Raw genomic sequence first — 23,586 nt, forward strand, 5'->3', positions numbered from 1 at the left:
GCGATATGAGCAATGACCGACCTCGCAGACATCTCCTTGGATTCGATCCTTGCCAAGCTTCGCGCGCGTTCCGGCGAGTTGCGGCAACAGGGCGTCGGACGGCTGTTTGTGTTCGGTTCGCGGGCGCGCGGCGATCATAGGCCGGACAGCGACCTTGATGTGCTGGTGGAGCTTTCCCCCGATCACAAGCTGACCTGGAAGACGCTGCTGGACATCGGTGCCATTTGCGAGGAAGCCACCGGCATTCCGACCCAGGTCACGCTTCGCGACGGATTGAAACCGCGCATCGCCGAACGCATCGCCGACGACCTGAGCGAGGTGATCTGATGCCGCCGACCCTGGAAGACCGGCTTCGGGATGTCCTTGAAGGCATTTCGGACATCGATGAATTGCTTGCCGGCCGTGACCTGAATGCATTTCGCGCTGACAAAACGCTACGCGCGGCAACCGAGCGATATCTCGAAATCGTTTGCGAAGCGGCACGCAAGATTCCGGATCACGTCAAGCAGGAGGGGGCGGAGATCGATTGGCGCAAAATGACCAATTTCGCCAATCTGCTCCGGCATGCCTATCACTCGACGAAAGTCGAGACTGTCTGGGACATCATCCAGAATCACCTCCCACTTCTAAAATCATTCGTCGAACGCCAGATCGTTGGATCCTTGAAATAATCTCATATCAGATCTGGTTATAATCTCCTCTCAAGCCTCGGTGCTCGAAATGACCTCCGCCGCGCGGACTCCCTTATCGCTCGTTCTTATTAGTTTCCTGTTCGTCGTTCCCGCCTTCGCGGCCGACCCGACACCAGATTTTTCTGTCAAGACCAAGGCGTTCGACGGCAGCGTCGTGCTCGATGCCGGGATCAAGGCCGACCCGGCGCTGGCGGCCGATGATCTTGCCGAGGGCAAGAAGTGGATCGCCCAGAACAAGATCGACGCCGAGCAGGAGTACAAGGACGACCGCAAATCGTTCAGCAACGGGCCCTGGACCTATGAGCGCAAATACGCGATCCGCTCGGTGGTCGGCGACCGCTATGTCAGCATCCTGCGATCCGATTACAGCAACACCGGCGGCGCCCATCCCAATTCCGACGTCGACACCATCCTGTGGGACAAGAGCAGCGCCAAGCGCATCAGCATCCGGCCGTTCTTCACCGAGACCGCCGATGGCGGGCCGACGCTGACCGCCATCGCCGCCAGCATTCTGGGGTCGCTGAAGGCCGAGAAGGCGGCGCGCGGCGCCGACGCCGGCGACACCGACTACGTCAAGAGCATCCAGCCCACATTGCTGAAACTCGGCGCGGTGACGCTGGCGCCCTCGACCGAGGCCGGCAAGAGTTCGGGCCTTGCCTTCCACTATCCGCCCTATGCGGTCGGCGCCTATGCGGAGGGCAGCTATCTGGCCTTCGTGCCGTGGGAGAAGCTGAAACCCTATCTGACGCCGGAAGGCGTGGCGATCTTCGGCGGCGCGCGGCCCAAAGCGGACGAAGGCGACAAAGGCGACAAGGGCGGCGATGCCCCCAAATAGGCCGATCGCGATCACCGCCTTGGCGGACGATGTCCGCGCCGGCTCCCGCGCGGCGCTGGCGCGCGCCATTACGCTGATCGAGAGCCGCCGCGCCGATCACCAGGCCGCGGCGCGCGATCTGGTGCAGGCGCTGCTGCCGCGCACCGGCCAGGCGCTGCGGGTCGGCATCACCGGCTCGCCCGGCGTCGGCAAATCGACCACGATCGACGCGCTCGGCATGTATCTGATCGACCAGGGCCACAAGGTCGCGGTGCTGGCGGTCGATCCGTCCTCGGCGCGCACCGGCGGGTCGATCCTCGGCGACAAGACCCGGATGGCGCGGCTGTCGGGCGAGGACAACGCCTTCATCCGCCCTTCGCCGTCTTCCGGCACGCTGGGCGGCGTCGCGGCCAAAACCCGCGAGGCGATGTTGCTGTGCGAGGCGGCGGGCTTCGACGTGGTGCTGGTGGAAACCGTCGGCATCGGCCAGTCCGAGACCGCGGTCTGCGACATGACCGATTTCTTTCTGGCTTTGATGCTGCCCGGCGCCGGCGACGAATTGCAGGGCATCAAGAAGGGCCTGGTCGAACTCGCCGACATGATCGCGATCAACAAGGCCGACGGCGACAATGTCGCGCGCGCCAATCTGACGGCGGCGGAATATCGCGGCGCGCTGCATATCCTGACCCCGCGCTCCGAGCATTGGCACCCGCCGGTGCTGACCTATTCGGGACTGACCGGCGCCGGCATCGCCGAGCTGTGGCACAAGATCGTCGCGCACCGCATCGCGATGCAGGCCTGCGGCGATTTCGCATCGCGGCGCCGCGAGCAACAGGTCAAATGGATGTGGACCATGCTGGACGATCGCTGGAAGGCAAGGCTGCGCGCCGATCCGGCGATCCGCGCCAAGGTGAAATCCACCGAATCCGCGGTCGCCGACGGAGGGGTCAGCCCGGCGCTCGGCGCCGATCAGATCGCCGGACTGCTGGCGTGAGCGACGGGGCCGGCATCGCACCCTGCGGATGACGCCGACGCCATCTGTATCGAATGTCAAACAGCCACGACGAAACCGGGACGCGCTTGCGCAATCTCGCGGCTCCGCTGAGCCCGAGCTGTGGCAGGGACCGCCCCGATGAGGGGCGGGGGCGCGCCGCGCGGCGCGAGGATGGAGCTTCGCGATCGGCTATGGGCCAATCGCGTATCGCCTTGCGGCGCGCCCCGCAGGCCGGCGAACCGGCCTGGCATTTCGCGGCGATTTTGGGCCTCGGGACCGTGCTTCCGGGCGCAGGCGCGATGCCGTTGCACCGCTTGATCCAGGCGGTTTCCCGCCCTTCGCCTGTGCCGCGTCCAGCCAACTAACAAGTGGCAGGCTCTCCTAGTGGAGCCGGACGGCGACCCAAGGCCTCCCGGGGCGTGGTTGCGAGCCACGACGCGCAGGACGCCGCATCGACCTTGACGGGAGCCTCCCGCCGCGGCCAGCATGGATGCGGATCGCTCCGCATCGCTCTGTCCCGCTTCACAAGCGCCCTCGAGAAGCGCCCCTCACGGACAGGACGTTTAGGAAAATAATCGGATTAGGAATATTGTCAAGCCCCCTCCGCATCCTGATTACCGGCTTCGGGCCGTTCCCCGGGGCGCCGTATAATCCGACGCCGGCGCTGGTGGCGCGGCTGATGCGGCTGCGGCGGCCGGCCTTCGCCGAGGTCGAGCGCGTCAGCCACATCTTCCCGGTCAGCTATCGCGCGGTTGACAGCGAGCTACCGGCGCTGCTGGCGCGACACAGGCCGGATGCGCTGCTGATGTTCGGGCTGGCGGCGCGCACGTCCTATCTGCGGGTCGAGACCCGCGCCCGCAATGCCGTCACCATGCTGTGGCCCGACGCCGAACAGAGCAAGCTGCGCACCGCCTCGATCGAGCCCGGCGCCGGCGCGCAAATGTTCGGCCCGCATACCCAGCGCCTGCTGCGCGCCGCCCGCGCCACCGGAATCGACGCCCGCGCCTCCCGCGACGCCGGACGCTATCTGTGCAACTATCTGAGCTGGCGCGCGATCGAGGCCACCGCCCGGCCCGACGGGCCTCGGCTGGCGACTTTCGTGCACGTGCCGGCAGTGGCGCGCGATCCGACGCCCCAGACCGCCGGGCGGATCAGCGCCGAGCAGCTGGTCGATGCCGGCGAGGCGCTGCTGCTCGAATTGGTCAAGTTGAGCCGCCGCACGGCCAAGGATTGAACCACCATTCGACGACGAGCAGCCATCCCGCAGCGAGGGTTGTGCGGCGCAATATATTGCCTCACCTAAGGTATCGCCCCACCGCCGCTCATGGTGCCATTTCACCGACACCGAAGGACTCTTGTGTGACAGACGTGAACGCCGACGCCTGGGTGTCATCGACCCATCGCCCGATGGGATTTCCCGAATTCGTCCTGATCGTCGCCTGCATCATGGCGCTGAATCCGCTGGCGATGGACATGATGCTGCCGGCGTTGCCGCAGATCGGCTCGGTGTTCAACATCGCTTCCGGCAATCGGCTGCAGGGCGTGCTGTCGGCCTTCATGATCGGCTTCGGCGTCGGCCAGTTCGTCATCGGGCCACTGTCGGATCGCTATGGCCGGCGGCCGATCCTGCTCGCCGGCATGGTGGTCTATACCATCGCCAGCGTGCTGGCGGTCGTCGCCCCCTCCTTCGAGACCCTGCTGATCGCCCGCGTGGCGCAGGGGCTCGGCACCGCGGCGACCCGGGTGATCGCGGTGTCGATCGTCCGCGATTGCTATGCGGGACGCCGCATGGCCAGCGTGATGTCGCTGGTGATGATGATCTTCATCGCGGTGCCGGTGCTCGCGCCGGCGCTCGGCCAGGTGGTGATGCTGGCCGTGCAATGGCGCGGCATTTTCGTCTGCCTGATGATCTATGGCCTGCTCGCGCTGCTGTGGTGCGCATGGCGACTGCCCGAAACCCTGCCGGCGTCCGAACGCAAATCGCTGGCTCTACGCGACGTGCTGAGCGCGTTCCGCCACACCCTGACCAACCGCCAGACGCTGGGCTATGCGCTGGCGGCCGGCGGCATCCAGGGCACGCTGTTCGCCTATGTGTTCGAGTCGCAGCAGGTGTTTACCCAGATCTATCATCTCGGCCATTATTTCCCGCTGGCCTTCGCGGCGATCGCGATCGGCATCGCGCTGGCGGGCTTTCTCAACGCGCGCTTCGTCGGCCGGCTCGGGATGCGGGTGATCTCGCACGGCGCGCTATGCATGTATGTCGTCGTGGTCAGCGTGATGCTGGTGGCGGCGCGCCACGGCCAGGTCTGGTTTCCGCTCTACATGGTGCTGTCGGCGCTCAGCATGTTCGGCTTCGGGCTGATGTTCGCCAATTTCACCGCATTGGCGATGGAGCCGCAGGGCCATATCGCCGGCACCGCGTCGTCGCTGTTCGGCTCGATCACCACGCTGCTCGGCATCGCCATCGGCTACACCATCGGCCAGGATTTCGACGGCACACTGCTGCCCTTCGCCACCGGCTCGTTGCTGTGCACCCTGGCGACGCTGGCGGTGGTGATGTTCGTCGAAAAGGGCCGACTGTTTCATCCTCACCGGCCCGCGCAAAGCTGACCGCCGAATTGCTGCATTGCATTTTTGGGGGACGATATGAACTCCCGGACGGATATAGCGTTTAGCTTCCCAAGCGGAGGTTTTTCGATGCCGTATGCTTTGTTCTGCGACGATGCCAAGGTCAGCAAGACCTACCCGACCAAGGACAATGTGTGGGAACACGCCAAGGAAAGCGGGTTGGTGATCGATATCGCGCCAACCGACGACAAGCCGACGTCAAGTCAGGCGCTTGACAATGGTTATGAAATTCGCGCCTGCCGGCCGGATCCCGGGGAAAACCCCGAAAAGAATGAGCGCGACGCCCATGCGCAGCGGGATTTTCAAGTCCCCGCCAGTTCGTGACGTCGCCACCCGGTTAACCCTAGCGTCAAACATCGCGCTGCGCGCTGCAGCGCCCGCGTCACCGCGCCGGCATTTCTGCGCTAATTAGAGCGTTTTCGAGCGAAGTGGGTACCGGTTCGCGTGAAGAAAACGCGTCAAAACAAGAATCTTGAGCTCCGGTTCTGATCTATCAGAACCGGATTTGCTCTAATCCGCAGATAGCAGCCGGAGCGCGCGACCCATGATCAGCCGACGGCATTTTTTCGCCGCATCCGCCGGCGCGGTGGCGCTGTCGGCGGCGCCGCTGCGGGCGGCGCCTTTGACCTCGCGCCTTGGCCGCGACGCCAGCCATTATGGCGTGCGGCCCGACAGCCCGGACGACCAGACCGCGGCTTTGCAGCGCGCGATCGACGCGTCGGCGCGAGCGCGTCAGCCCTTGGCATTGCCGCCCGGCCATTACCGCACCGGCCTGCTGCGGCTCTCCGCCGGCTCGCAACTGATCGGCGTGCGCGGCGCGACGACACTGATCTTCACCGGCGGGGCGTCGCTGTTCGAAAGCCAGGGCGCCGACGCCATCGGCCTGTCCGGCCTCACGCTGGACGGCGCCGATATCAAGCTGCCGACAAGGCGCGGGCTGGTGCATTGCCTGCAAGGCCGCGAATTGCGCATCGAGGACTGCGTCCTGACCAATAGCGGCGGCAGTGGGATCTGGCTGGAGAATGTCGCAGGCCAGATCAGCGGCAACACGCTGACCGGCATCGCGGTGACCGGCGTGGTGTCGTTCGACGCCAAGGGGCTGACGGTGGCGCGCAACACGATTCTTGGCACCAACGACAATGGCATCGAGATCCTGCGCAGCGCGATCGGCGACGACGGCAGCATCGTCACCGGCAACCGCATCGAGGACATCAAGGCCGGGCCCGGCGGCTCCGGACAATACGGCAACGCCATCAACGCGTTTCGCGCCGGCAATGTCATCGTCAGCGGCAACCGGATCAAGAATTGCGATTATTCCGCCGTGCGCGGCAATTCGGCCTCCAACATCCAGATCACCGGCAACAGCGTCAGCGGCGTCCGCGAGGTGGCGCTGTATTCGGAATTCGCCTTCGAGGGCGCGGTGATCGCCAACAACACGGTCGACGGCGCGGCGGTCGGCGTCTCGGTGTGCAATTTTAATGTCGGCGGCCGGCTCAGCGTGGTGCAGGGCAATATCATCCGCAATCTGTTGCCGAAGCGCCCGATCGGCACCGCGCCCGACGACGACGCCGGGATCGGCATCTATGTCGAGGCCGATACCGCGGTGACCGGCAATGTGATCGAGAATGCGCCATCCTTCGGCATCGTCGCCGGCTGGGGCAAATATCTGCGCGACGTCGCCATCACCGGCAATGTGATCCGTAAGGCCTTTGTCGGGATCGGCGTCTCGGTGGCGGACGGCGCCGGCACCGCGCTGGTCGGCGACAATACTATCGCGGAAACGCCGCGCGGCGCGGTGATCGGCCTCGACCATGCCAAGCCGGTCACCCCCGACCTCACCGCCGCGGGCGCGGTGCGCTACAAGCAGATCGCGCTCGGCACCAACGCGGTGCGGTGACGCCATAACAAGCCGCGCAGCCGAACCAGATCGCCCGCGGGTCGGCTGCTAAACGCTAGAAGGCGTTGCGCAGCAGCGGATAGCGCTGCTGCAACAGCTCGGGATCGAGCGCCAGCTGCCATGATTCCTGGTCCACCCGCCCGTTTGCCGGTGCCGGCACCGTCGCTTCCGGCCGCGGTTCGAAGGTCGGAGCTTGGCGGGCCCGGGAGTTGTCCGCAGCAATCCTGATCGGGCGGCGCTCGGGCGGTTCCGGCAGCGCGATGGCGCGCGGCGGCAAGGTCGAGCGGCGACCAAGCCAGGACAGATCGATCGGCCGGTTGTCCGGCGATGCTTCGCTATTGAGCAGGCCCTGCCAGGTTTGCACGGCCTGTTTGGCTTCCCTGATGTTCTCGAGGAACGCCGCCTCGCCGAAAAAGCGCTGCCAGCGGCCGGTCTCGAACAGTTCGGTGAGGTAGTCCAGGCGCTGTTCAGCAAGCGTACACCACCGCTCGATGATGAGCCGGCCACGCGCCGCGTCGGTCAATTGCATAATGATTAGTCCGCCAGAGGAGGGACAGACGCGGACGCAACACAACGAATCGATTTAAATGTAGGTAGATATTGTTAACAAAAGTTTACCACGTCCAGCTGGCGGCTTTACGAAGCCAATAGGCGCGTGACCCGCGATGGCAACGGGCGCCCGCGCCATGGCTCCGCAAGGAGCCGCGGCGGCGCGGCGCCGGCGGATCACGACCTCAGGTTGTGAAGATGGGTGGTGCCGATCGCCCGAAGGGTTCGCCGAGTCGGCGCAGCGACGGCACAACGAGAGACCCGCCCGGGGGGACAGCCGGGCGGGTCAAGCCATATTGGCGCCGGATGGATGGGCGCTCGCGCCGATACAGCCTCGTCGGGCGGGATGATTTCCGCTCCCACCTCTATTGGTATTGAGACCAACGCAAAACGTTCAAACCGGTTGCCGAATTTTTTCAGGTCGAGATGCAAAACCGTTGCGCCGCAGCGCTCCCCGCCGCGCTACGGCGCCGGCAAGGCAAGGCTGACGGCTTGTTCGTCCCGCAGCCTGTTGACCAGTTCGGTCAGGTCCTGCTGCGGTGGCTCGGGAAATTGCAGCTTGAAGATGCCGCCCTTGCTGCTGTCGATCACCGAGGCGCGGTAGCGGTCCAGCAACGCGGCGATCTCGGCGGCGCGCGCGTCGGGCGCGAAGCGAACGAAGACCCGCGGCGCCGGCGCGGCGCCAAGGCTGCGGGTGATGGGCGCTGGCGCGTGCGTCGTCTGCGGCTGAACCGAGGCGTGCCGGACGGCTGCCGTCGGCGGCCAGGCCAGCATCGCGCCGATCAGGGTGGCCTGCAGCAGCAGGGCAAACCCGGCCAGCGCGGCCGACCAGGCCAGCGCCCGCGGCGACAGGCCGGCGAAAAAACCCGCGAACCGTCGCGGGAGCCCGCTCGCCGCCGCCGTGCCGCGCGGCGGCTCGGCGTCGATGGCGGCGAACAATTTCTGCATCACCCCTGGCGAGGGCGCACCGAGGCCGTCATTGAGGGCGATGATCGCGGCGTGTTCCTCCTGGATCAGCGCGTATTGCCTGGCCAGAGCGGGATCGCGTGCGATTGCATCATCGACGCGGCGGCGATCACGGGGATTCAAACGATCGGCGGCGCGCCAAGGCAATAGCGCCTCGATCTCCCCGGGATCCTGCTCCGGCATTTTCTTGCTCGTTGCCATCACGGCCAGCCTCGCTCCACGCCGGCTGCCCGCAGCAGTTCGGCCAATTTCCTGCGCGCCTCGAACGGGCGCGTCGTCACGGCGTTCTCGGGAATTCGAACGATCGGGGCGACCTCCCCGACCGATTTGCCGTGGTCACAAGATCGACGATGACCCGATACTCTGGCGCAAGCGCACTCAGCCAGTTCCGCAACGCGTCACCCCTATCTTCGTTCTGGGCCACCACGCATCACTCGGCCTATGATTTCCTGGCCATCTCGCAAGGTTGGTCGGCTCGGGCCGGCGGAAGGTTCGAAAGACAAAAGCAAATTCTTGATGTTAGCCGATCGGCCGGCGCCGATATGTGCTGTGCGGCATAGAACTGATCGTCGGTGCTGCTGGCCACAGCTGCCTATCGCCGACTTGCGACCTGGATGGCGCCCGGACCAGCCATGCCCCGCTTGGCGCCGGGTTCCATTAAGGGATTGTGCGACATAACGGCATTTTTCACGGCCGCAGGTCCGGCGCCGCTGCCGCCGCCTCCGCAAAAGGATATTTTAATAGGTAAAACAATGCGGTAATCCTGCCAATCGGCACCCCGTCACCTCCGGAAAGATACGAAACCTAAATGCTTCGCGATTAGATTTCACGCTCTGTTTCGACCTCGCGGGGGCCCATGGGCACGACGGCCGCACTTGCTGGCGCCATTGCAGACGAACTCGACGGCGGCGCCAAGGTGCGAACGCTGGCGGTTCGCGCACGCCGGAGCCAACAGCGTCGGCAGATGCTCGACCTCATCGGTCTCAGCTATGTGATCGATGCCTGCATCCTGCTGATCTACGCCTATGCCGGAACCGTGCCGACGGCGGCGGGCCCGGCCTTCGCGGCTTGCGGCCTGATCACCGTGGCGGGCTTCATCGCGCTGTCCGAATCCGGGATCAGCGAGCGTTTCCGCGACCACTACTGCGTGGTTCAGCAGGCGACGGTCAGTCTGGTGATCATGCTGGCCTTCGCTTACGCCATCCCGCAGGTCGGCTTCATGTTCCTGTGCACGCTGTTCGTGGTGTTCAGCTTCAGTTCGCTGCGATCAACCGCCCGCCAGACCGCCGTGGTGTGGACCGTGACGACCGTGGCGCTGGCTGGGCTGTTCATGCTGACCGACCGGCCATTCGCGATGCCGTTCGGCTCGCCGTCGGAACGGCTCGCCACCGCGCTGGTCTTCGCCCTCACCATCGGGCGCTGCATGTATATCGGAATGCTGTCCAGCAAGTTGCGGGACACGCTGTACAAGCGCGGCCTCAAGCTCAAGGAGGCCTATGAGCGGATCGAGCAGCTCGCCGAACTCGACGAGTTGACCGGCTCGTTCAACCGCCGCTGCATCATGCGTATGCTCGACAGCGAGATCATGCAGGCCGAACGCACCGAAGCTACGCTGTCGGTGGCGTTGATCGATCTCGACCTGTTCAAGCAAATCAACGACACCCACGGCCACCCCACCGGCGACGAGGTGCTGCGCACCTTCGCCATCACCATCTTCGCCAATATCCGCAACATCGATAAGTTCGGACGCTATGGCGGCGAGGAATTTCTGCTGGTGATGCCCAACACCTCGAACGACGAGGCCGTTGACATGCTCGAGCGGCTGCGCGCGATCGTCGCGGAGTTGGACTGGAGCGCATTCTCGGTCGGCATGAGCGTCACGATCTCGGCGGGGGTCGCCACCCTGGCGGCTGACGAGTCGCCCGATGCCATTCTCGCCCGCGCCGACAACGCGCTCTACGCCGCCAAAAACCGGGGGCGAAACCGGATTGCAAGCGCCTGAAGAAAACAGACGCAGTTAAATGATGCTCTAGGACAGGGTGATGAGTTCGCGACCGAATAATTCCGCAAAGGATCTGCTCGACGATTTGCAGACCACGTTGGCGCACGGCACCGTGGCGCGCCGGGTCGAAACCCTGCGCCGCGTCACCGACCTGTTCGTCGACGGCGTCGCCCATTATTCCGAAGACCAGGTCGCGGTGTTCGACGACGTCTTCGACGCCCTGGTCGCGCAGATCGAAACTCAGGCCAAGGCCCTGCTCGCGCGACGTCTCGCGCCGATCGCCAAGGCGCCGCCGCGGATCATCCGTCAGCTGGCGTTCGAGGACAAAATCGAAGTCGCCGCTCCCGTTCTGTCGCAATCCGAGCAACTCGACGATCACACGTTGATCGCCAATGCGCGCAGCAAGAGCCAGAGCCACATGCTGGCGATTTCGATCCGGCACCAGCTGAGCGGCGCCGTGACCGACGTGCTGGTCGAACTCGGCAACGAGGAAGTCGTCCACAGCACCCTCAACAATCCCGGTGCGGAGTTCTCCGACAACGGCTATTCCGCGCTGGTCGCACGCGCCGAAACCAATGACGAGATCGCGCTCGATCTCGGGCTGCGGCCGTCGATCCCCCGCGCGCAATTCCTGAAACTGATCGCGGTGGCCTCGGCATCGGTGCGCTCGCGGCTGGAAGCCGCCAATCCCACCGCGGCCGCCGACGTGACCAGGGCGGTCCGGCAGGCCACCCGGCTGGCACGCTCGGCTCCCGGCGCGATCAGCCGCGAGACCACCATCGCCCACGGTCTGGTGCGTTCGCTGTATGAAGACGGCAGGCTCGACGAGAACATGATCGCGAATTTCATCGAGAACCGGAAGTTCGACGAGACCAACGCGGCGATCGCCTGCCTCACCCATGTCACGGTGGATTCCGCCGAAACCATGATGGTGGAATCCCGTGACGAAGGCGTGCTGATCCTGGCCAAGATCGCGGGCCTGTCATGGTCGGTGGTCAGGGCGCTGATCGAGATGCGCGACGAAATCGCGGGACAGCAATCGCCCGACCTCGACGAGTGCCGCGACATCTATGAGCGGCTGCGGACCTCGACCGCGCAGCAGGTGCTGCGCTTTCACCGGATGCAGCAGAGCGCCGCGGCGACGGCGCCGGCGGCGTGATCCGCCGACGCCAACCTGACTACCATCGCGCCTTGATGCCGGCATAGATCGCCCGACCGCTGCCCGGCTCGAACAGCGCCGATCCGGCATTGGCCCGGTCGATGATGCTGGCGGAGGCGATATAGGCCTTGTTGGCGATGTTGCGGGCCTCGATATAGCCCGAATAGGTGCCGCCATTGTCGACCCCGGCCTTCAATCCGATCAGCGCGTAGGGTTCGGTCTTCAGGGTGTTGGCGCTGTCGACGAAATAGGACTGCGGCACCCATTCGAGGTTCGGGCCGATATAGAAGCCGTTCGGGTGTTTGTAGAGTAGCTCGGCGCGCAGATAGTGCCGCGGCGCGCCGGGCAGCAGATTGTCGCCAAAACGGGCGTCGTTGTCGAAGCGGAAATCGTTCAGCGTGTAGGCCAGGTTGAGCCAGATCTTGTCCGGCGCCGGGCCGTGCTCGAACAGGCCTTTGAAGATCGTCGCGCCCAGCGCCGCCTCGATGCCCTGATGCACGGTGCGGTCGGCATTGGTGACGTTGCAATTGCCGAACGCGCTGTAGAGACAGAGCAGCTCGTCCTTGATCTCGGCACGGTAGCCGGTCAGCTCCCAGGTCAGGTCGGGCCGCTTGCCGCGGGTGCCGATCTCATAGGTCGTGGCACGCTGCGGCCGGATACTGGTGAAGGGAATCGTCGGGATCCCCTGCCCCGACGAGCTTTCGCCGAAGCTCGGCGCCTCGGCGCTACGCGAGATATTGCCGAACGCCTGCCAGCTTGGATCGATATCCCACAGCAAGCCGGCTTTCGGGCTCCACAGATCGAACGAGGTCGATCCCGATTGATCGCCGTCGGCGAGGAAACGGTCGCGCCGGTCGCGGCCGGCATGCAGAAACTGGGCGCCGGCCACCGCCGCCACGCTCGGCAGGACGTAGAACGAATCCTCCAGATAGAGCGAGGTATTCTTCGAGCGGTCGATCGACGACGACGCCAGCGCGCCCTTGCTGCCGGCGACATTGACATATTGCTTGTTGTCGATCCGGCCGTTGACGACGTTCACGCCGGCGATCAGCACGTTGCGGAAGCCGCCGAGGTAGCGATCGTCCGTCAGCTTGGCGAAGCCGCCATAATCCTCGTAGTGATAGTCGAGCCATTGGAAGATCGGATGCATCAGATGGCGGTCGAGGCCGAACACGCCGAAATCGACCGTGGTGTTTTCGAAGCGGATGGTGGTCTTGTTGGCCAGCCGCACGGTGTCGATGTTGCGCTGCTGATCGAGCGCGATATTGCCGGCCGCGGCCGTCTGCGGCGAGCTCAGCGCCGCGTCCTTGGTGACGGAGCCAGGAATGCGCTGCCGTACATTGTTGGCGTTGAGATAGAAGCGCGTCTCGATGTCGGGCGAGATCTGGTAGCCGACATTGCCGCTGAAGCGCGTGGCATGGCCGTCGCTGTGATCGCGAAAGCCTTCGGCGGCCTGGGTCGAGGCGGTGGCGAAGCCGTCCCAGGCGCCGTTGCTGCCGCCGGCGCTGGCCTGCAGGCGGCGAAATCCGAACGCGCCAGCGTCGACGCTGACGCCGTTGACGAATGGATCGCGCCCGCTCGGGGTGACGAAATTGATCGCACCGCCCAGCGAATTGGCGCCGAACTGCAAGGCGTTGCCGCCCTTGTAGACCGCGACATATTTATACGCGGTGGCATCGATCTCCTGGAAGTCGCCATAGCCGTCGGCGGTGTTGATCGGGATGCCGTCCATATAGAGCTGCACGCCGCGCAGATGGAAATTGCGCGATAGGCTGGAGCCGCGGATCGACAATCTTGTGTCATCGCCCCATTTCGGCTGCGCGAACACGCCCGGCACGTAGTCGAGCACGTCCTTGATGGTGTTGGCGACGGTTGAGTTTTTATAGGCCTCGGCGGGCACCAGCGCGACGCCGCCCGGCGTCTGCCGGATCTCGCGGATCGCCTGCTGCACGGTAAGCACGGTGAGCGCCGGCCCCCGCGCCGCCTCATTCGCCGATGACGCCACCGGCGCAGCGGTAGGACGGGCTACCCGCGCGCCACGCGCGGGCCGCGCGGTAGACGGCCGGCTCTGCGGCGCGACCACCGTCATGACGGGCAGTTCTTGCTGCCGGGTCTGTGCCGATCCGGAAGCCGGCACGAGGATGGCGGCGGAGGCGAGCAGGACGCCGCGCAGCCGGAGTGAAATGGACAGCATCAGTTGCTCCCAGCAAAAGTGAGGGATTGAACAAGGCGAGCGAATGGCATCGCGACGCCGCGCGTCAGGCGAGCGGCGACCGCGGCACCGGTGATGATGGTGATGGTGATGGAGGGCGTTGCGTTCGACACGAGCGGCCTCACAACCGGTAGCGCAGGCCGCCATAGATGGCGCGGCCGGTGCCGGGATTGAACAGCTCCATCGTCGGCGTGGCCCGTCCGACGGTGATGGTGGTCGAGATGTAGCGGGTGTCGAGCAGGTTGCGCGCCTCGACATAGCCGGACCAGCCGATGCCGCGGTCGTAGCCGATCTTGAAGTTCAACAGCGCGTAGGGGTCGACCGTCAGGGTGTTGGCGTTGTCGGAGAAGAACGCCTGCGGCATCCACTCGACATTCGGGCCGGCATAGAAGCCGTTCGGATTCTTGTACATCACCTCGGCGCGGAGGAGGTGCGGCGGCGCGCCCGGCAGTCGGTTGTTGCCCCATGCCGGATCGTTGTCGAAGCGGAAGTCGCTATAGGTGTAGCTGGCGTTGAACCAGACGCGATCCTCTTGAGCGAACACTGATTTGAGGAACGCGACGCCGAATCCCGCCTCGACGCCCTGATGCACGGTGCGGTCGGCATTCACCACCGAACAGGGAGAGTATGGCCCGGTGGTCAGGCATTGCAGCTCGTTGTGCAAGCTGGCGTAGTAAAGCGCGACGTCCCTCCGGCGGCCGCGGGTGCCGATCTCATAGGTCGTCGCGGTCTGGGCGTTGATGTTGGTGCTCGCCGGCGTCGCAAAGGTGGTGACGTCGAAGGTCGGGACCTCGGCGCTGCGCGACACATTGGCGAACACCTGCCATGTCGGATCGACGTCCCACAGCAGGCCCAGCTTTGGGCTGAAGATGTCGTAGCTGCGGCTGCCCGACTGGTCGCCGTCGGTGAGAAAGCGATCCTGCTGGTTGCGAACGGCGTGGAGGAACTGGCCGCCGACGACGGCGGCCACGCTCGGCAGAAAATAGAACGAGTTTTCCCCGTAGGCCGACAGGTTCTCCGACTTCCAGATGTAGGACGAGGCGAGCGGCCCCTTCACGGCGCCGTCGAGATTGACATATTGGTCGATGTCGATGGTGCCGTTGTGCAGATTGACGCCGGTGACCAGCCTGTTGCGGTGGCCGCCGATCAGGCGGTCATCGGCCGCCCGGACAAAGGCGCCATAGTCCAGCGCCTTGAAATCGAGCCACTGGAAGATCGGATGCATGACGTGGCGGTCGAGGCCGAACAGGCCGAAATCGACCGTGGTGTTGTCGAAGCGCAGCGTGGTCTTGTTGGCCAGACGCAGCGAGTCGATGTTGCGCTGCTGGTCCTGCCGCACGAATTCCGGGTTCGCGGCACGCGGCGAATTCAGCGCCGCGTCCTTGGTCACCTCGCCGGGAATCTCGGCGCGCCAGCGGCCGGCGTTGAGGTAGAACCGGGTTTCGGCATCGGGCGAGAAGCGATAGCCGATATTGGCGTTCAGCCGCTCCGAATCGGTCTTGCTGTGGTCGCGATAGCCGTCCTCGCGCTGCGCCGAGGCGGTGACGAACCAGTCCGCCGGGCCGGCCACGCCGCCGGTGCTGGCCTGGGTCTTGACGTAGCCGAAGCTGCCGGCGTCGATCCGGCTGTCGAACGCCGAGGCGTCGCGGCCGGTCGGCATCACGAAGTTGATGGCGCCGCCGAGCGAATTGGCGCCGAAGCGCAGCGCGTTGGCGCCCTTGTAGACCTCGACGTAGCGGTACGCGGTCGGATCGACCTCGAACAGATCGAACAACCCGTCCGCGGTGTTGAGCGGCATACCGTCCATGAAGACATTGATGCCGCGGTTGCCGTAGTTGCGCGTCAGCCCGGAGCCGCGGATCGAGACGCGGCCGTCCGGTCCCCATCTGGTCTGGATCAGCATGCCCGGCACCCAGCCCAGCGCGTCCTTGATGGTGCTGGCCGGGCTGTTCTTGAATTCGGTGGCGGGCACGAGCGCAACGCCGCCCGGTGTCTGCTGGATCTCGCGCAGCGCCTGCCGCGCGGTGAGCACGGTCAGTGACGCCGCGCGCTCATTCGCCGATGACGCCACCGGTGCAGCGGCAGGACGAATTGCGCTCGCCGCCGGCGCCGGGCGACGGGCCACGGCGCGACTGGACTGCGGAGCCTGCACGACGATGGTGGGCAGCGGTTCGGGCGAACCCGTTTGAGCCTGGGCCACAACGGACACCAGGCTCGCGGCTGACGCCAGCACGAGGCTGCGCAGCCGCAAGGATGCGGACGACATGGACGTACTCCGACAACGATATGACGAGGATGCGGTTTGCGCCGAGGCGCGGATCGTCAGATCAGTCGCGGAGGGCCGCGGGCACGATGGCTGCGGGGGCGTTCATTGGCAACGAACGGCGCCGCGAAGGCGGCAACAGGCGCAATGGCCACCGCGACGCGATCGAACGCCAGCGCGATCGTCGGCGGCAACGCCACAGCGACGTGATTGCTGACGCAGAGCGGGCATCGAACGGCGGCCGGCTTGCCGGACTTCTGCGCGTCGCCGGGCAACGCCGCCGCATTGGCGCTGTTGAAGCAAAGCTCATGACTGGCGGCGAGCGCGGTCGGCGACAGCGTGGCCAGCAACGCGCTGGACAGGATCACGTTGAGAACAAGCGCATAGGCGGCGGCAAAAGCCGCAGCCGACCCGATCATTCGTTTACGCTGAAATGGTCCCAAGGCACCCGTCCCCACCATGTGGCTAGCATGGCGGACGTGCGAGTCAATGTCATTTGCGGAATGCCACCAAGAAACACTTCAAGGAGCACGGCCGCGGTCAGTAACGCAGCCATCTGGCGCCGGCCAGCGCGCCGATGGCGGCCACCAATGCGGTGGCCAGCGTGTACCAGGTCGCCACGAACAGCGGCGAATCGTCATTGCAATGCGCGGCATAGAGCGTCGCCGCCAGTCCCGCGGACAAGATTCCGGCCAGCGCACCGGCCAGCGCCGGTTTGGCCGGCGCGCCGCGGCGCAAGGCGATCAGCACTGCCGCCAACAATGGCAGCGACAGCAACGGGATCAAGCTCAGGCACAGCATCGCATTATTGCCGATCAGCCGCGCCATCATCGGCTTGCGCTGCGGCAGCATCATCTCGGCGCCGATCGCCAGCGCCAGGATTGCGACGGGAGTGAGCAGCAGCAGGATCCAGCGATGCGCCGAGGCTTCGGGCCGCGACAGATGCAGGCTCACCGCCAGCGCCGACAGCGCCAGCGCCAGCGTCACCACGAATTTCAGATCGAAGAACGGATTATGCATCGCCGTCATGATGTCGGGGCGCAGGCCGACCGTCGACAGCAGCATCGCCGCCGCCACCGGGATCGCCACCAGCAGCGCCGCCGCCAGTGTGGCGCCGACCGGCCGCGCGCGATGCCCGGCATCGGCCGCCAGCGTCTGAATCAACCTGTCCGTGTCCATGCTCATGCCGATCTCAATTTGGCCGCGAGCGCCGACAGACCGCGATGCAACGCGACCCGCACGGCGCCCTCGCTCATCGATAGCCTGGCCGCGGTGGCCTTGATCGACGCGCTCTCCACCGCGATCGATTGCAGCACGTCGCGTTGCCGCGGCGGCAGCGCCTGAAGATGCTTGGCGACCTCGCCGGCCGGCAAGGTCTCGGCCACCGGCTCGCTCGGGATCGTCTCGGCGAAATCGTCGATGTTGACGAACACCCGCCGGCCGCGACGGCGCAGCGCATCGATCAGCTTGTTGCGCGCGATCGCGAACAGCCACGGCGCGAACGGCGCTTCCGGGTCCCAGGTCTGTCGTTTCAGGTGCACGGCCAACAGAATATCTTGCACAATGTCCTCGGATTGATCGATCGGCTGCCCGGCCCGCGCCAGCCCGCGGCGCGCACCGGCCCGCAGCACCGGCGCGACAGCCTTGAGCAGGCGGTGATACGCGCCCGTGTCCCCAGCATTCGCCGCCCGCATCAGGTCGGTCCACTCGTTGTCACGTCCGCGCACACGTGCTCCTGATAGCCAGTTCGGCTGGATTGCCCGAACGTTACCGACATCGCGCCCGATCACGTGATTGTGAAATCAAGCCCGATCTCGGCCGGCGACACATATGCCCCTCGGCAGCCGCCTGACGTCCATAGCATCGTTCCACCGGCCGCATCCATCCTCGCCGGGCTGTGCCGCGTTTTTGCCGTGGATCGACGAAGATTCCCCTTGTTTCGGCCGCGCTGATGCCACGCCGCGCGGTCTCTGTTCGCGCTTGGGACTGGGCAAGAGGAGTTTGCCATGAACATCAAAGCCAGCGGGCACGCGGCATTGATCATCGCGGCTGGATTATGGGTTGGTCTGGCCGGCCCGATGCAGATCACCGCCAGCGCGGCGGCGTCACCGGACAGCGCTCAGGCAGCCAAGGACGGCCGCGCCAGCGCTGCGAGCGCAACCCGGCCCGTCGCCAAGAAAAGCGTCAAGAAAGCCGTCAAGCATTCACGCCGTCATCGCAACAAGGCTGCCTCGGCGAAGCCGGCAAAGGCCGTCGCGAGCAAGCCCGAAACGCCGGACGCCAAGGCCGGACCGGCCGCCACAACCGCACAATTGCCCGCCGCGATCGCCGACGCCAAGGCGGAACTGCCGGCCGCCGACGCTCCCGCGGTGCCCGAACCGGCGGCCGAGCTCGTAGCCAATGAAGGTGACGTCGCGCCAACCACCCAACCGCTCGGGACGGCGCCGGCCAGTGCCGAAATCGTCCCCCCCGACCAGCTCAACGCCATCGATCTGGCGGCCAGCGACGACAAGGCCGGCCCGGTCGCCCAATCGGACAGCTCCACCGCAGAGGTCAAAGCAGCCACCGACGACAGCAGCGCCTGGAGCCAATCCTCGCTGATCGGCAAGATCTTCATCGCTTTCGGCGGGTTGCTGACGCTGGCCTCCGCAGTGCGGATGTTCGTCGCTTAGAGGTGAGCCAAGATCGCCCAGCTTGAACCCGGTGCCGGCAGCGGGCACATTGCGCGGGGTCGCGAACGGCCGCGCAGCTTGGGAATGACACATGGGCAGCTACGAATACATCATCGTCGAACGTCAGGGCGCGGTCGGCATCCTCAAACTCAACCGGCCGAAGCAGCTCAATGCGCTGTCGTTCGGCGTGTTCGGCGAGATCGCCGCGGCGATCGACGATCTCGAGGCTGACGATGCGATCGGCTGCATCCTTCTGACCGGCAGCGACAAGGCGTTCGCCGCCGGCGCCGACATCAAGGAGATGCAGCCGAAAACCTTCATCGACATGTTCAACAACGACTTCACCGGCATCGGCGGCGACCGCGTCGCCAAATGCCGCAAGCCGACGATCGCGGCGGTCGGCGGCTATGCGCTGGGCGGCGGCTGCGAATTGGCGATGATGTGCGACATCATCATTGCGGCCGACACTGCCAAATTCGGCCAGCCGGAAATCTCGCTCGGCACCATTCCGGGCATCGGCGGCACGCAGCGCCTGACCCGCGCGATCGGCAAGTCGAAGGCGATGGATCTGTGCCTGACCGGCCGGATGATGGATGCCGCCGAGGCCGAGCGCGCCGGGCTGGTCAGCCGCATCGTGCCCGCCGACAAGCTCATGGAGGAAGCCGTCGCCATCGCCGACAAGATCGCCGCAATGTCGCGGCCGGCGGCCGAGATGGCGAAAAGCGCAGTCAACCGCGCCCTCGAGACCACTTTGACGGAAGGCCTCGCGGTCGAACGCGACCTATTCCATGCCACCTTCGCGCTGGAGGATCGTGCCGAAGGGATGGCGGCCTTCATTGAGAAGCGCAAACCGCACAACAAGAACCGCTGAGACGCGCTGACCCAGTTGCTGACCGCGCGCTTCGTCGCGGTCAGTGCAGCTTATGGCAATGATCCGACGCTGCCAGCGACGGCGACCTGAGGCCGCCGACATAGCGCGGCATCGCCGCTCGCTCATGACACATCTGGATCTGCTTGGGCGGAAATGCCGGACCGCGCAGCTTGGTAACCACCCCGGCGCTGTCGCCCAAGGCGCGGCCGGTCGCAACGCAGATAAAATGCTGCTGCGAGCAGGCCAGACAGAACACCGCCTCATAGGTCAGCCGATCGCCCGACACGGGCTCGGCCAGCCATGTCTGCGTCATCAGACCGTTTTGCGGGCATCGGTAAACTAATAAAGTAGCCATGTTTGAAGCTTCGCATGCCCCGGTGGTGACGAGGTTGACGCACGTCAATCCAGCTCTGCGTTCAATTGCCGCGAAATTCGTCGTATTTCTGTCGCGTTCCGAGCGCGGCGCAATCGACATGGAGAAATCGTTAACCTCGTAATTCTACGCGGTACAAAGTTGGTTCAATGTTAGTGCTTGGGGCCCAAACACTTAGCCTGGCAAGTGGTCCGCAGGGTCTTCCAATGACGACAACCATGTCAGGCTCTGACACGCGGCGTGGCGGCGCTGATCCGTCGCGCCCATCCGGCTGGCTCGCCGGCCTGATCGCGAGCGCGATGCTGCTCGGCCTTGCGGCCAGTGAGGCGCGTGCCGTCACGCTGCGCACCGGCGGAACGGGCGCCGCGATCGGCATGCTGGAGCGACTGGGCACCGCCTTCACCGCGCGCAATCCCGACATCACCCTCGAGGTCATTCCCGGCCTCGGCAGCTCGGGCAGCATTGCCGCCGTGGTCGACGGCGCGCTGGATTTCGCGGTCGCGGGCCGCGCGCTGAAACCCGAAGAGGCGGGCAAAGCCCTGACCTCGACGCTCATGGCCCGCACCCCTTTCGGGCTGGTGAGTTCGCATCCCGCCCCCGGCAACATCGCCAGCCGTGACGTCGCGGCCTTGTTCGTCAATCCGTCCGCGACCTGGCCGGACGGCACCAGGGTTCGCGTCATTCTGCGCCCGAAAAGCGAAGCCGACACCGCCAATCTGGGCGCCGCCTTTCCGGGGATGGCGGCGGCCATCGTCGCGCTCCGGGACCGCCACGAGCTTCCCGTCGCGACCACCGATCAGGACAATGTGAGGATCGCCGCGCAGATCGAGGGTTCGCTCACCGCGGTCAGCCTGTCGCAGATGGTGACCGAGGCGCCCGATCTGCATTTCCTGTCGATCGATGGCGTCGAACCGACCCTGGAGAATCTTCGGCGCGGCGACTACCCCTTCGTCAAGAATTTCACCATCGTATTCCCGGCGCGCCGCTCCGCCGCCCTCGACCGTTTCGTCGCATTTCTGCGCTCGCCCGAGGGCGCAATGGTGCTGAACGCCAGCGGCAGCCTCGCCGTTCAGCCATGACCGACGCCGCAAATCCGTCGATCGATCTTGATGGCAGGTCCTTACGCAAGACCGTCAAGGCGGTGGCGCTGGTGGTGGCGCTGGCCATCACCCTGTTTGCGCCGGTCGGCTACGGATTGATCGGGTATCAGATCGAAAGCATGCGCGCCACGTTCCGGGCCCAGCTCAGCGCTAACCGGTTGGCACGCTACATCTATCGCAGCCCCGAGATGTGGCACTATCAGCGGGTCCGGCTGCGCGAGATCATCGAACTCGCCGAGGCGCCCTTCAAACTTGGGCGAAATCGCATCCTCGACAAGGACGGCAAGGTGATTCTCGTCGAGGGCAACAGCGCGCTCGATTCACATTTTCTGCTGACCCGAAGCTTTCCGATCGTGGTCGCGGGCGAGGCGGTCGGATCGGTCGAGTTCGACGTCCCGCTCGATCCGCTGCTGCGGCGCATCGGAATTTTCGCGCTTTTCAGCCTACTGCTCGGCGCCTGCACCTATCTCGCCGTCCGGATTTTGCCGCTGCGCGCGCTTGACCGCACCTTGCGCGACCTCGACCGGGCCAACGCCACCATCCGCGAGCGAAACGCCGAGCTGCAGACCCAGAACGACGCCCTTAACGAACGCGAGCAGGCGTTGAGGGCCACCAAGGCGAGCCTGAGACACCGCTCGGATCAGCTCGTCGAAGCGCAATTGGTCGGCAAGATCGGCGACTGGAGCTACCGGCTCGGCGATTCCCAGGTCCATTGGGCTCCGGAGATCTACGGCCTGCTCGGCTACGACCCGAGCTTCGGCTCCAGCCACGCCGCGGTGATGTCGCTCTATGTCGGCGACGGCGCGCGCCGGGTGCTGGAGGCGCAAGCCGAAGTGATCCGCACCGGCCAGGTCAGGACCGTCGACGTCAAGGGCCGGCGCGGCGACGGATCGATCATGGATTGCGCGGTGACCAGCAAGGCGATGCGCGATGCCGAGGGCCGCGTCATCGGCTTCCACGGCACCATCCAGGATATTTCCGAGCGCAAACGCGCCGAGGAGCAGCTGGAACAGCTGGCCTATTACGACCCGCTCACCGGGCTGGCCAATCGCGCCTTGTTTCATCGCCAGATCAACGACGTGCTGCAACGGCGCGGCCGCAACGACACCGAGGCGGCGCTGCTGCTGCTCGACCTCGACCGCTTCAAGGAGGTCAATGATTCGCTGGGCCACGCCGCCGGCGACGAGTTGCTGGCCAAGGCCGCGCATCTGATCTCGCGGGTGCTGGACAGCAGCCATTTCCTGTCCCGCCTCGGCGGCGACGAATTCGCCATCATCCTGACGGCCTGCGCCGACAGATCGACGGCCGAAGCCATTGCCAACGCCGTGGTCGGGGCGCTGTCGGGCGCGATCCAGCTGGAGCGCGGCGAGGTCAATGTCAGCACCAGCGTCGGCATCGCCATGATCCCGGGCGATGGCGCCAACGTCCACGATCTGCTGCGCAATGCCGATCTGGCGCTGTACCGCGCCAAGGAGGACGGCCGCGGACGCCTGCAATTCTTCGAGGCCGGCATGAGCGAGGTGGTTCAGCACAAGATCGCGTTGAGCCGCGACCTGCGCCGTGCCGTCAACGAGAACAACGGGCTGTTCGTGCACTATCAGCCCCAGGTCGAAGTTCTGACCGGGCGCGTCTGTGGCTTCGAGGCCTTGATGCGCTGGGCGCATCCGACGCGCGGCGACGTCGAGCCGTCGGAATTCATCCCGATCGCGGAAAGCTCGCATCTGATCTGCGATCTCGGCCTATGGATTCTGCGCGAGGCGGCGCGACAGGCCAAGGCCTGGATCGAGGCCGGCGAAACGCCCCGCCAGATCTCGGTCAATGTCTCGGCGGCACAGATCTGGCACACCGATTTCGTCGGCGACGTCATGCGGGTGTTGGCGGAGACCGGATTGGCGCCGCATCTGCTCTGCCTCGAATTGACCGAGAGCCTGTTGGCCGATCACGCCGAGGGACGGGTCCGGCGGGTGCTGACCGAGTTGAACCAGCTCGGGGTGACGCTGGCGCTCGATGATTTCGGCACCGACTATTCCTCGCTCGGTTATCTGACCCAATTGCCGTTCGACAAATTGAAGATCGACCGCATCTTCATGCAGGGGATCACGACTTCGGACCGCGCCCGCAAGCTGCTGCAGGGCGTCATCGCGCTGGGCCGCGGCCTCGGCATGGCGATCGTGATGGAAGGCGTCGAGAGGCCTGAAGAGATCAACATCCTTCGCGACCTCGATTGCGACATCATCCAGGGCTTCGTCTACGCCCGCCCGACCAATGCCGCCTCCGCCCTCGCCTTCGCCCGCGACTGCGAGCCCGGCCGCGCCGACCAGGCCAGGCTGCAGGCCGCCTCCGCCTGAGATTCTGAGCGGAAAAGAGACCACTCAAATCAAAGTTGATTTCGTC

22 protein-coding genes and 1 pseudogene are annotated in these 23,586 nt (G+C 65.5%); 14 read left to right on the forward strand and 9 right to left on the reverse strand.

Annotation, left to right across the window (positions count from 1 at the left end; translation table 11 throughout):
* Nucleotides 1-12 precede the first annotated feature (12 nt).
* The 8 genes from RBJ75_RS11150 (at nt 13) to RBJ75_RS11185 (ending at nt 7,025) form a co-directional block, all read left to right on the forward strand.
* A complete protein-coding gene (locus tag RBJ75_RS11150) occupies nt 13-327 on the forward strand; it encodes a nucleotidyltransferase family protein (RefSeq protein WP_044413917.1) in 315 nt (104 codons plus the stop codon).
* Nucleotides 327-671, forward strand: a complete 345-nt coding sequence (locus tag RBJ75_RS11155; RefSeq protein ID WP_044413914.1) for a DUF86 domain-containing protein — start codon at nt 327-329, stop codon at nt 669-671. Before RBJ75_RS11150 ends, RBJ75_RS11155 begins: the two co-directional genes overlap by 1 nt.
* 49 nt (nt 672-720) lie before the next feature.
* Nucleotides 721-1,527 (forward strand): DUF3298 and DUF4163 domain-containing protein, encoded by an 807-nt coding sequence (locus tag RBJ75_RS11160; protein ID WP_044413911.1) that lies wholly within the window; start codon nt 721-723, stop codon nt 1,525-1,527.
* The gene (meaB, locus tag RBJ75_RS11165; RefSeq protein WP_044413908.1) at nt 1,514-2,500 is read left to right on the forward strand and encodes a methylmalonyl Co-A mutase-associated GTPase MeaB; all 987 of its coding nucleotides are present in this window, start codon (nt 1,514-1,516) and stop codon (nt 2,498-2,500) included. Before RBJ75_RS11160 ends, meaB begins: the two co-directional genes overlap by 14 nt.
* 589 nt (nt 2,501-3,089) lie before the next feature.
* Nucleotides 3,090-3,734, forward strand: coding sequence for a pyroglutamyl-peptidase I (locus RBJ75_RS11170; RefSeq protein ID WP_044405692.1), 645 nt, complete (start codon nt 3,090-3,092; stop codon nt 3,732-3,734).
* A gap of 125 nt (nt 3,735-3,859) precedes the next feature.
* Nucleotides 3,860-5,110: a multidrug effflux MFS transporter gene (locus RBJ75_RS11175; protein WP_044405694.1), complete on the forward strand. Its 1,251-nt coding sequence runs from the start codon at nt 3,860-3,862 to the stop codon at nt 5,108-5,110.
* Nucleotides 5,111-5,146: 36 nt separating this feature from the next.
* The gene (locus tag RBJ75_RS11180) at nt 5,147-5,452 is read left to right on the forward strand and encodes a hypothetical protein (RefSeq protein ID WP_317528984.1); all 306 of its coding nucleotides are present in this window, start codon (nt 5,147-5,149) and stop codon (nt 5,450-5,452) included.
* Between the two features lie 220 nt (nt 5,453-5,672).
* Entirely contained in the window at nt 5,673-7,025 is a 1,353-nt protein-coding gene (locus RBJ75_RS11185) for a TIGR03808 family TAT-translocated repetitive protein (protein WP_044413614.1), read from the forward strand.
* A gap of 55 nt (nt 7,026-7,080) precedes the next feature.
* On the opposite strand, the gene RBJ75_RS11190 is transcribed toward RBJ75_RS11185, so the two are convergent.
* The 3 genes and pseudogenes from RBJ75_RS11190 to RBJ75_RS11200 form a co-directional block, all read right to left on the reverse strand.
* Nucleotides 7,081-7,554: a TIGR03809 family protein gene (locus RBJ75_RS11190; protein ID WP_044413612.1), complete on the reverse strand. Its 474-nt coding sequence runs from the start codon at nt 7,552-7,554 to the stop codon at nt 7,081-7,083.
* 482 nt (nt 7,555-8,036) lie between these two features.
* Nucleotides 8,037-8,744 (reverse strand): hypothetical protein, encoded by a 708-nt coding sequence (locus RBJ75_RS11195; protein ID WP_044413610.1) that lies wholly within the window; start codon nt 8,742-8,744, stop codon nt 8,037-8,039.
* Nucleotides 8,741-8,964, reverse strand: a pseudogene (locus RBJ75_RS11200) (RNA polymerase subunit sigma); the annotation flags it as partial. The gene RBJ75_RS11195 and the pseudogene RBJ75_RS11200, both read right to left, overlap by 4 nt.
* Nucleotides 8,965-9,396: 432 nt before the next feature.
* On the opposite strand from RBJ75_RS11200, the gene RBJ75_RS11205 reads away from it, so the two are divergent.
* Both RBJ75_RS11205 and RBJ75_RS11210 read left to right on the forward strand, forming a co-directional pair.
* Nucleotides 9,397-10,542, forward strand: coding sequence for a GGDEF domain-containing protein (locus tag RBJ75_RS11205; RefSeq protein ID WP_044413608.1), 1,146 nt, complete (start codon nt 9,397-9,399; stop codon nt 10,540-10,542).
* 40 nt (nt 10,543-10,582) lie between these two features.
* Complete coding sequence (locus RBJ75_RS11210; RefSeq protein ID WP_044413607.1) at nt 10,583-11,701, forward strand: DUF2336 domain-containing protein; 1,119 nt, start codon at nt 10,583-10,585, stop codon at nt 11,699-11,701.
* Nucleotides 11,702-11,720: 19 nt separating this feature from the next.
* On the opposite strand, the gene RBJ75_RS11215 is transcribed toward RBJ75_RS11210, so the two are convergent.
* The 5 genes from RBJ75_RS11215 to RBJ75_RS11235 form a co-directional block, all read right to left on the reverse strand.
* A complete protein-coding gene (locus tag RBJ75_RS11215; protein WP_044413606.1) occupies nt 11,721-13,895 on the reverse strand; it encodes a TonB-dependent receptor family protein in 2,175 nt (724 codons plus the stop codon).
* A 139-nt stretch (nt 13,896-14,034) separates the two neighbouring features.
* A complete protein-coding gene (locus RBJ75_RS11220; RefSeq protein WP_044413604.1) occupies nt 14,035-16,179 on the reverse strand; it encodes a TonB-dependent receptor family protein in 2,145 nt (714 codons plus the stop codon).
* Between the two features lie 56 nt (nt 16,180-16,235).
* Complete coding sequence (locus RBJ75_RS11225) at nt 16,236-16,595, reverse strand: DUF2946 family protein (protein WP_052628972.1); 360 nt, start codon at nt 16,593-16,595, stop codon at nt 16,236-16,238.
* 121 nt (nt 16,596-16,716) lie between these two features.
* Complete coding sequence (locus RBJ75_RS11230) at nt 16,717-17,355, reverse strand: NrsF family protein (RefSeq protein WP_044413601.1); 639 nt, start codon at nt 17,353-17,355, stop codon at nt 16,717-16,719.
* 2 nt (nt 17,356-17,357) lie between these two features.
* On the reverse strand, nt 17,358-17,903 hold the full coding sequence (locus tag RBJ75_RS11235; RefSeq protein ID WP_044413600.1) for a sigma-70 family RNA polymerase sigma factor: 546 nt from the start codon (nt 17,901-17,903) through the stop codon (nt 17,358-17,360).
* Nucleotides 17,904-18,182: 279 nt separating this feature from the next.
* Here RBJ75_RS11235 and RBJ75_RS11240 point away from each other — a divergent pair, with 279 nt between their 5' ends.
* Both RBJ75_RS11240 and RBJ75_RS11245 read left to right on the forward strand, forming a co-directional pair.
* Complete coding sequence (locus RBJ75_RS11240) at nt 18,183-18,848, forward strand: hypothetical protein (RefSeq protein WP_276156211.1); 666 nt, start codon at nt 18,183-18,185, stop codon at nt 18,846-18,848.
* 91 nt (nt 18,849-18,939) lie between these two features.
* Nucleotides 18,940-19,719: an enoyl-CoA hydratase gene (locus RBJ75_RS11245; protein WP_044414837.1), complete on the forward strand. Its 780-nt coding sequence runs from the start codon at nt 18,940-18,942 to the stop codon at nt 19,717-19,719.
* 40 nt (nt 19,720-19,759) lie between these two features.
* On the opposite strand, the gene RBJ75_RS11250 is transcribed toward RBJ75_RS11245, so the two are convergent.
* On the reverse strand, nt 19,760-20,194 hold the full coding sequence (locus RBJ75_RS11250; protein WP_276156210.1) for a hypothetical protein: 435 nt from the start codon (nt 20,192-20,194) through the stop codon (nt 19,760-19,762).
* A 116-nt stretch (nt 20,195-20,310) separates the two neighbouring features.
* Here RBJ75_RS11250 and RBJ75_RS11255 point away from each other — a divergent pair, with 116 nt between their 5' ends.
* Both RBJ75_RS11255 and RBJ75_RS11260 read left to right on the forward strand, forming a co-directional pair.
* Nucleotides 20,311-21,171, forward strand: a complete 861-nt coding sequence (locus RBJ75_RS11255) for a PstS family phosphate ABC transporter substrate-binding protein (protein WP_044414835.1) — start codon at nt 20,311-20,313, stop codon at nt 21,169-21,171.
* Nucleotides 21,168-23,540, forward strand: coding sequence for a putative bifunctional diguanylate cyclase/phosphodiesterase (locus tag RBJ75_RS11260; RefSeq protein WP_276156209.1), 2,373 nt, complete (start codon nt 21,168-21,170; stop codon nt 23,538-23,540). The genes RBJ75_RS11255 and RBJ75_RS11260 overlap by 4 nt, the downstream gene beginning before the upstream one ends.
* Nucleotides 23,541-23,586: the final 46 nt, after the last annotated feature.

Source organism: Rhodopseudomonas sp. BAL398 (genome assembly GCF_033001325.1).
Classification (GTDB): Bacteria; Pseudomonadota; Alphaproteobacteria; order Rhizobiales; family Xanthobacteraceae; genus JARJEH01.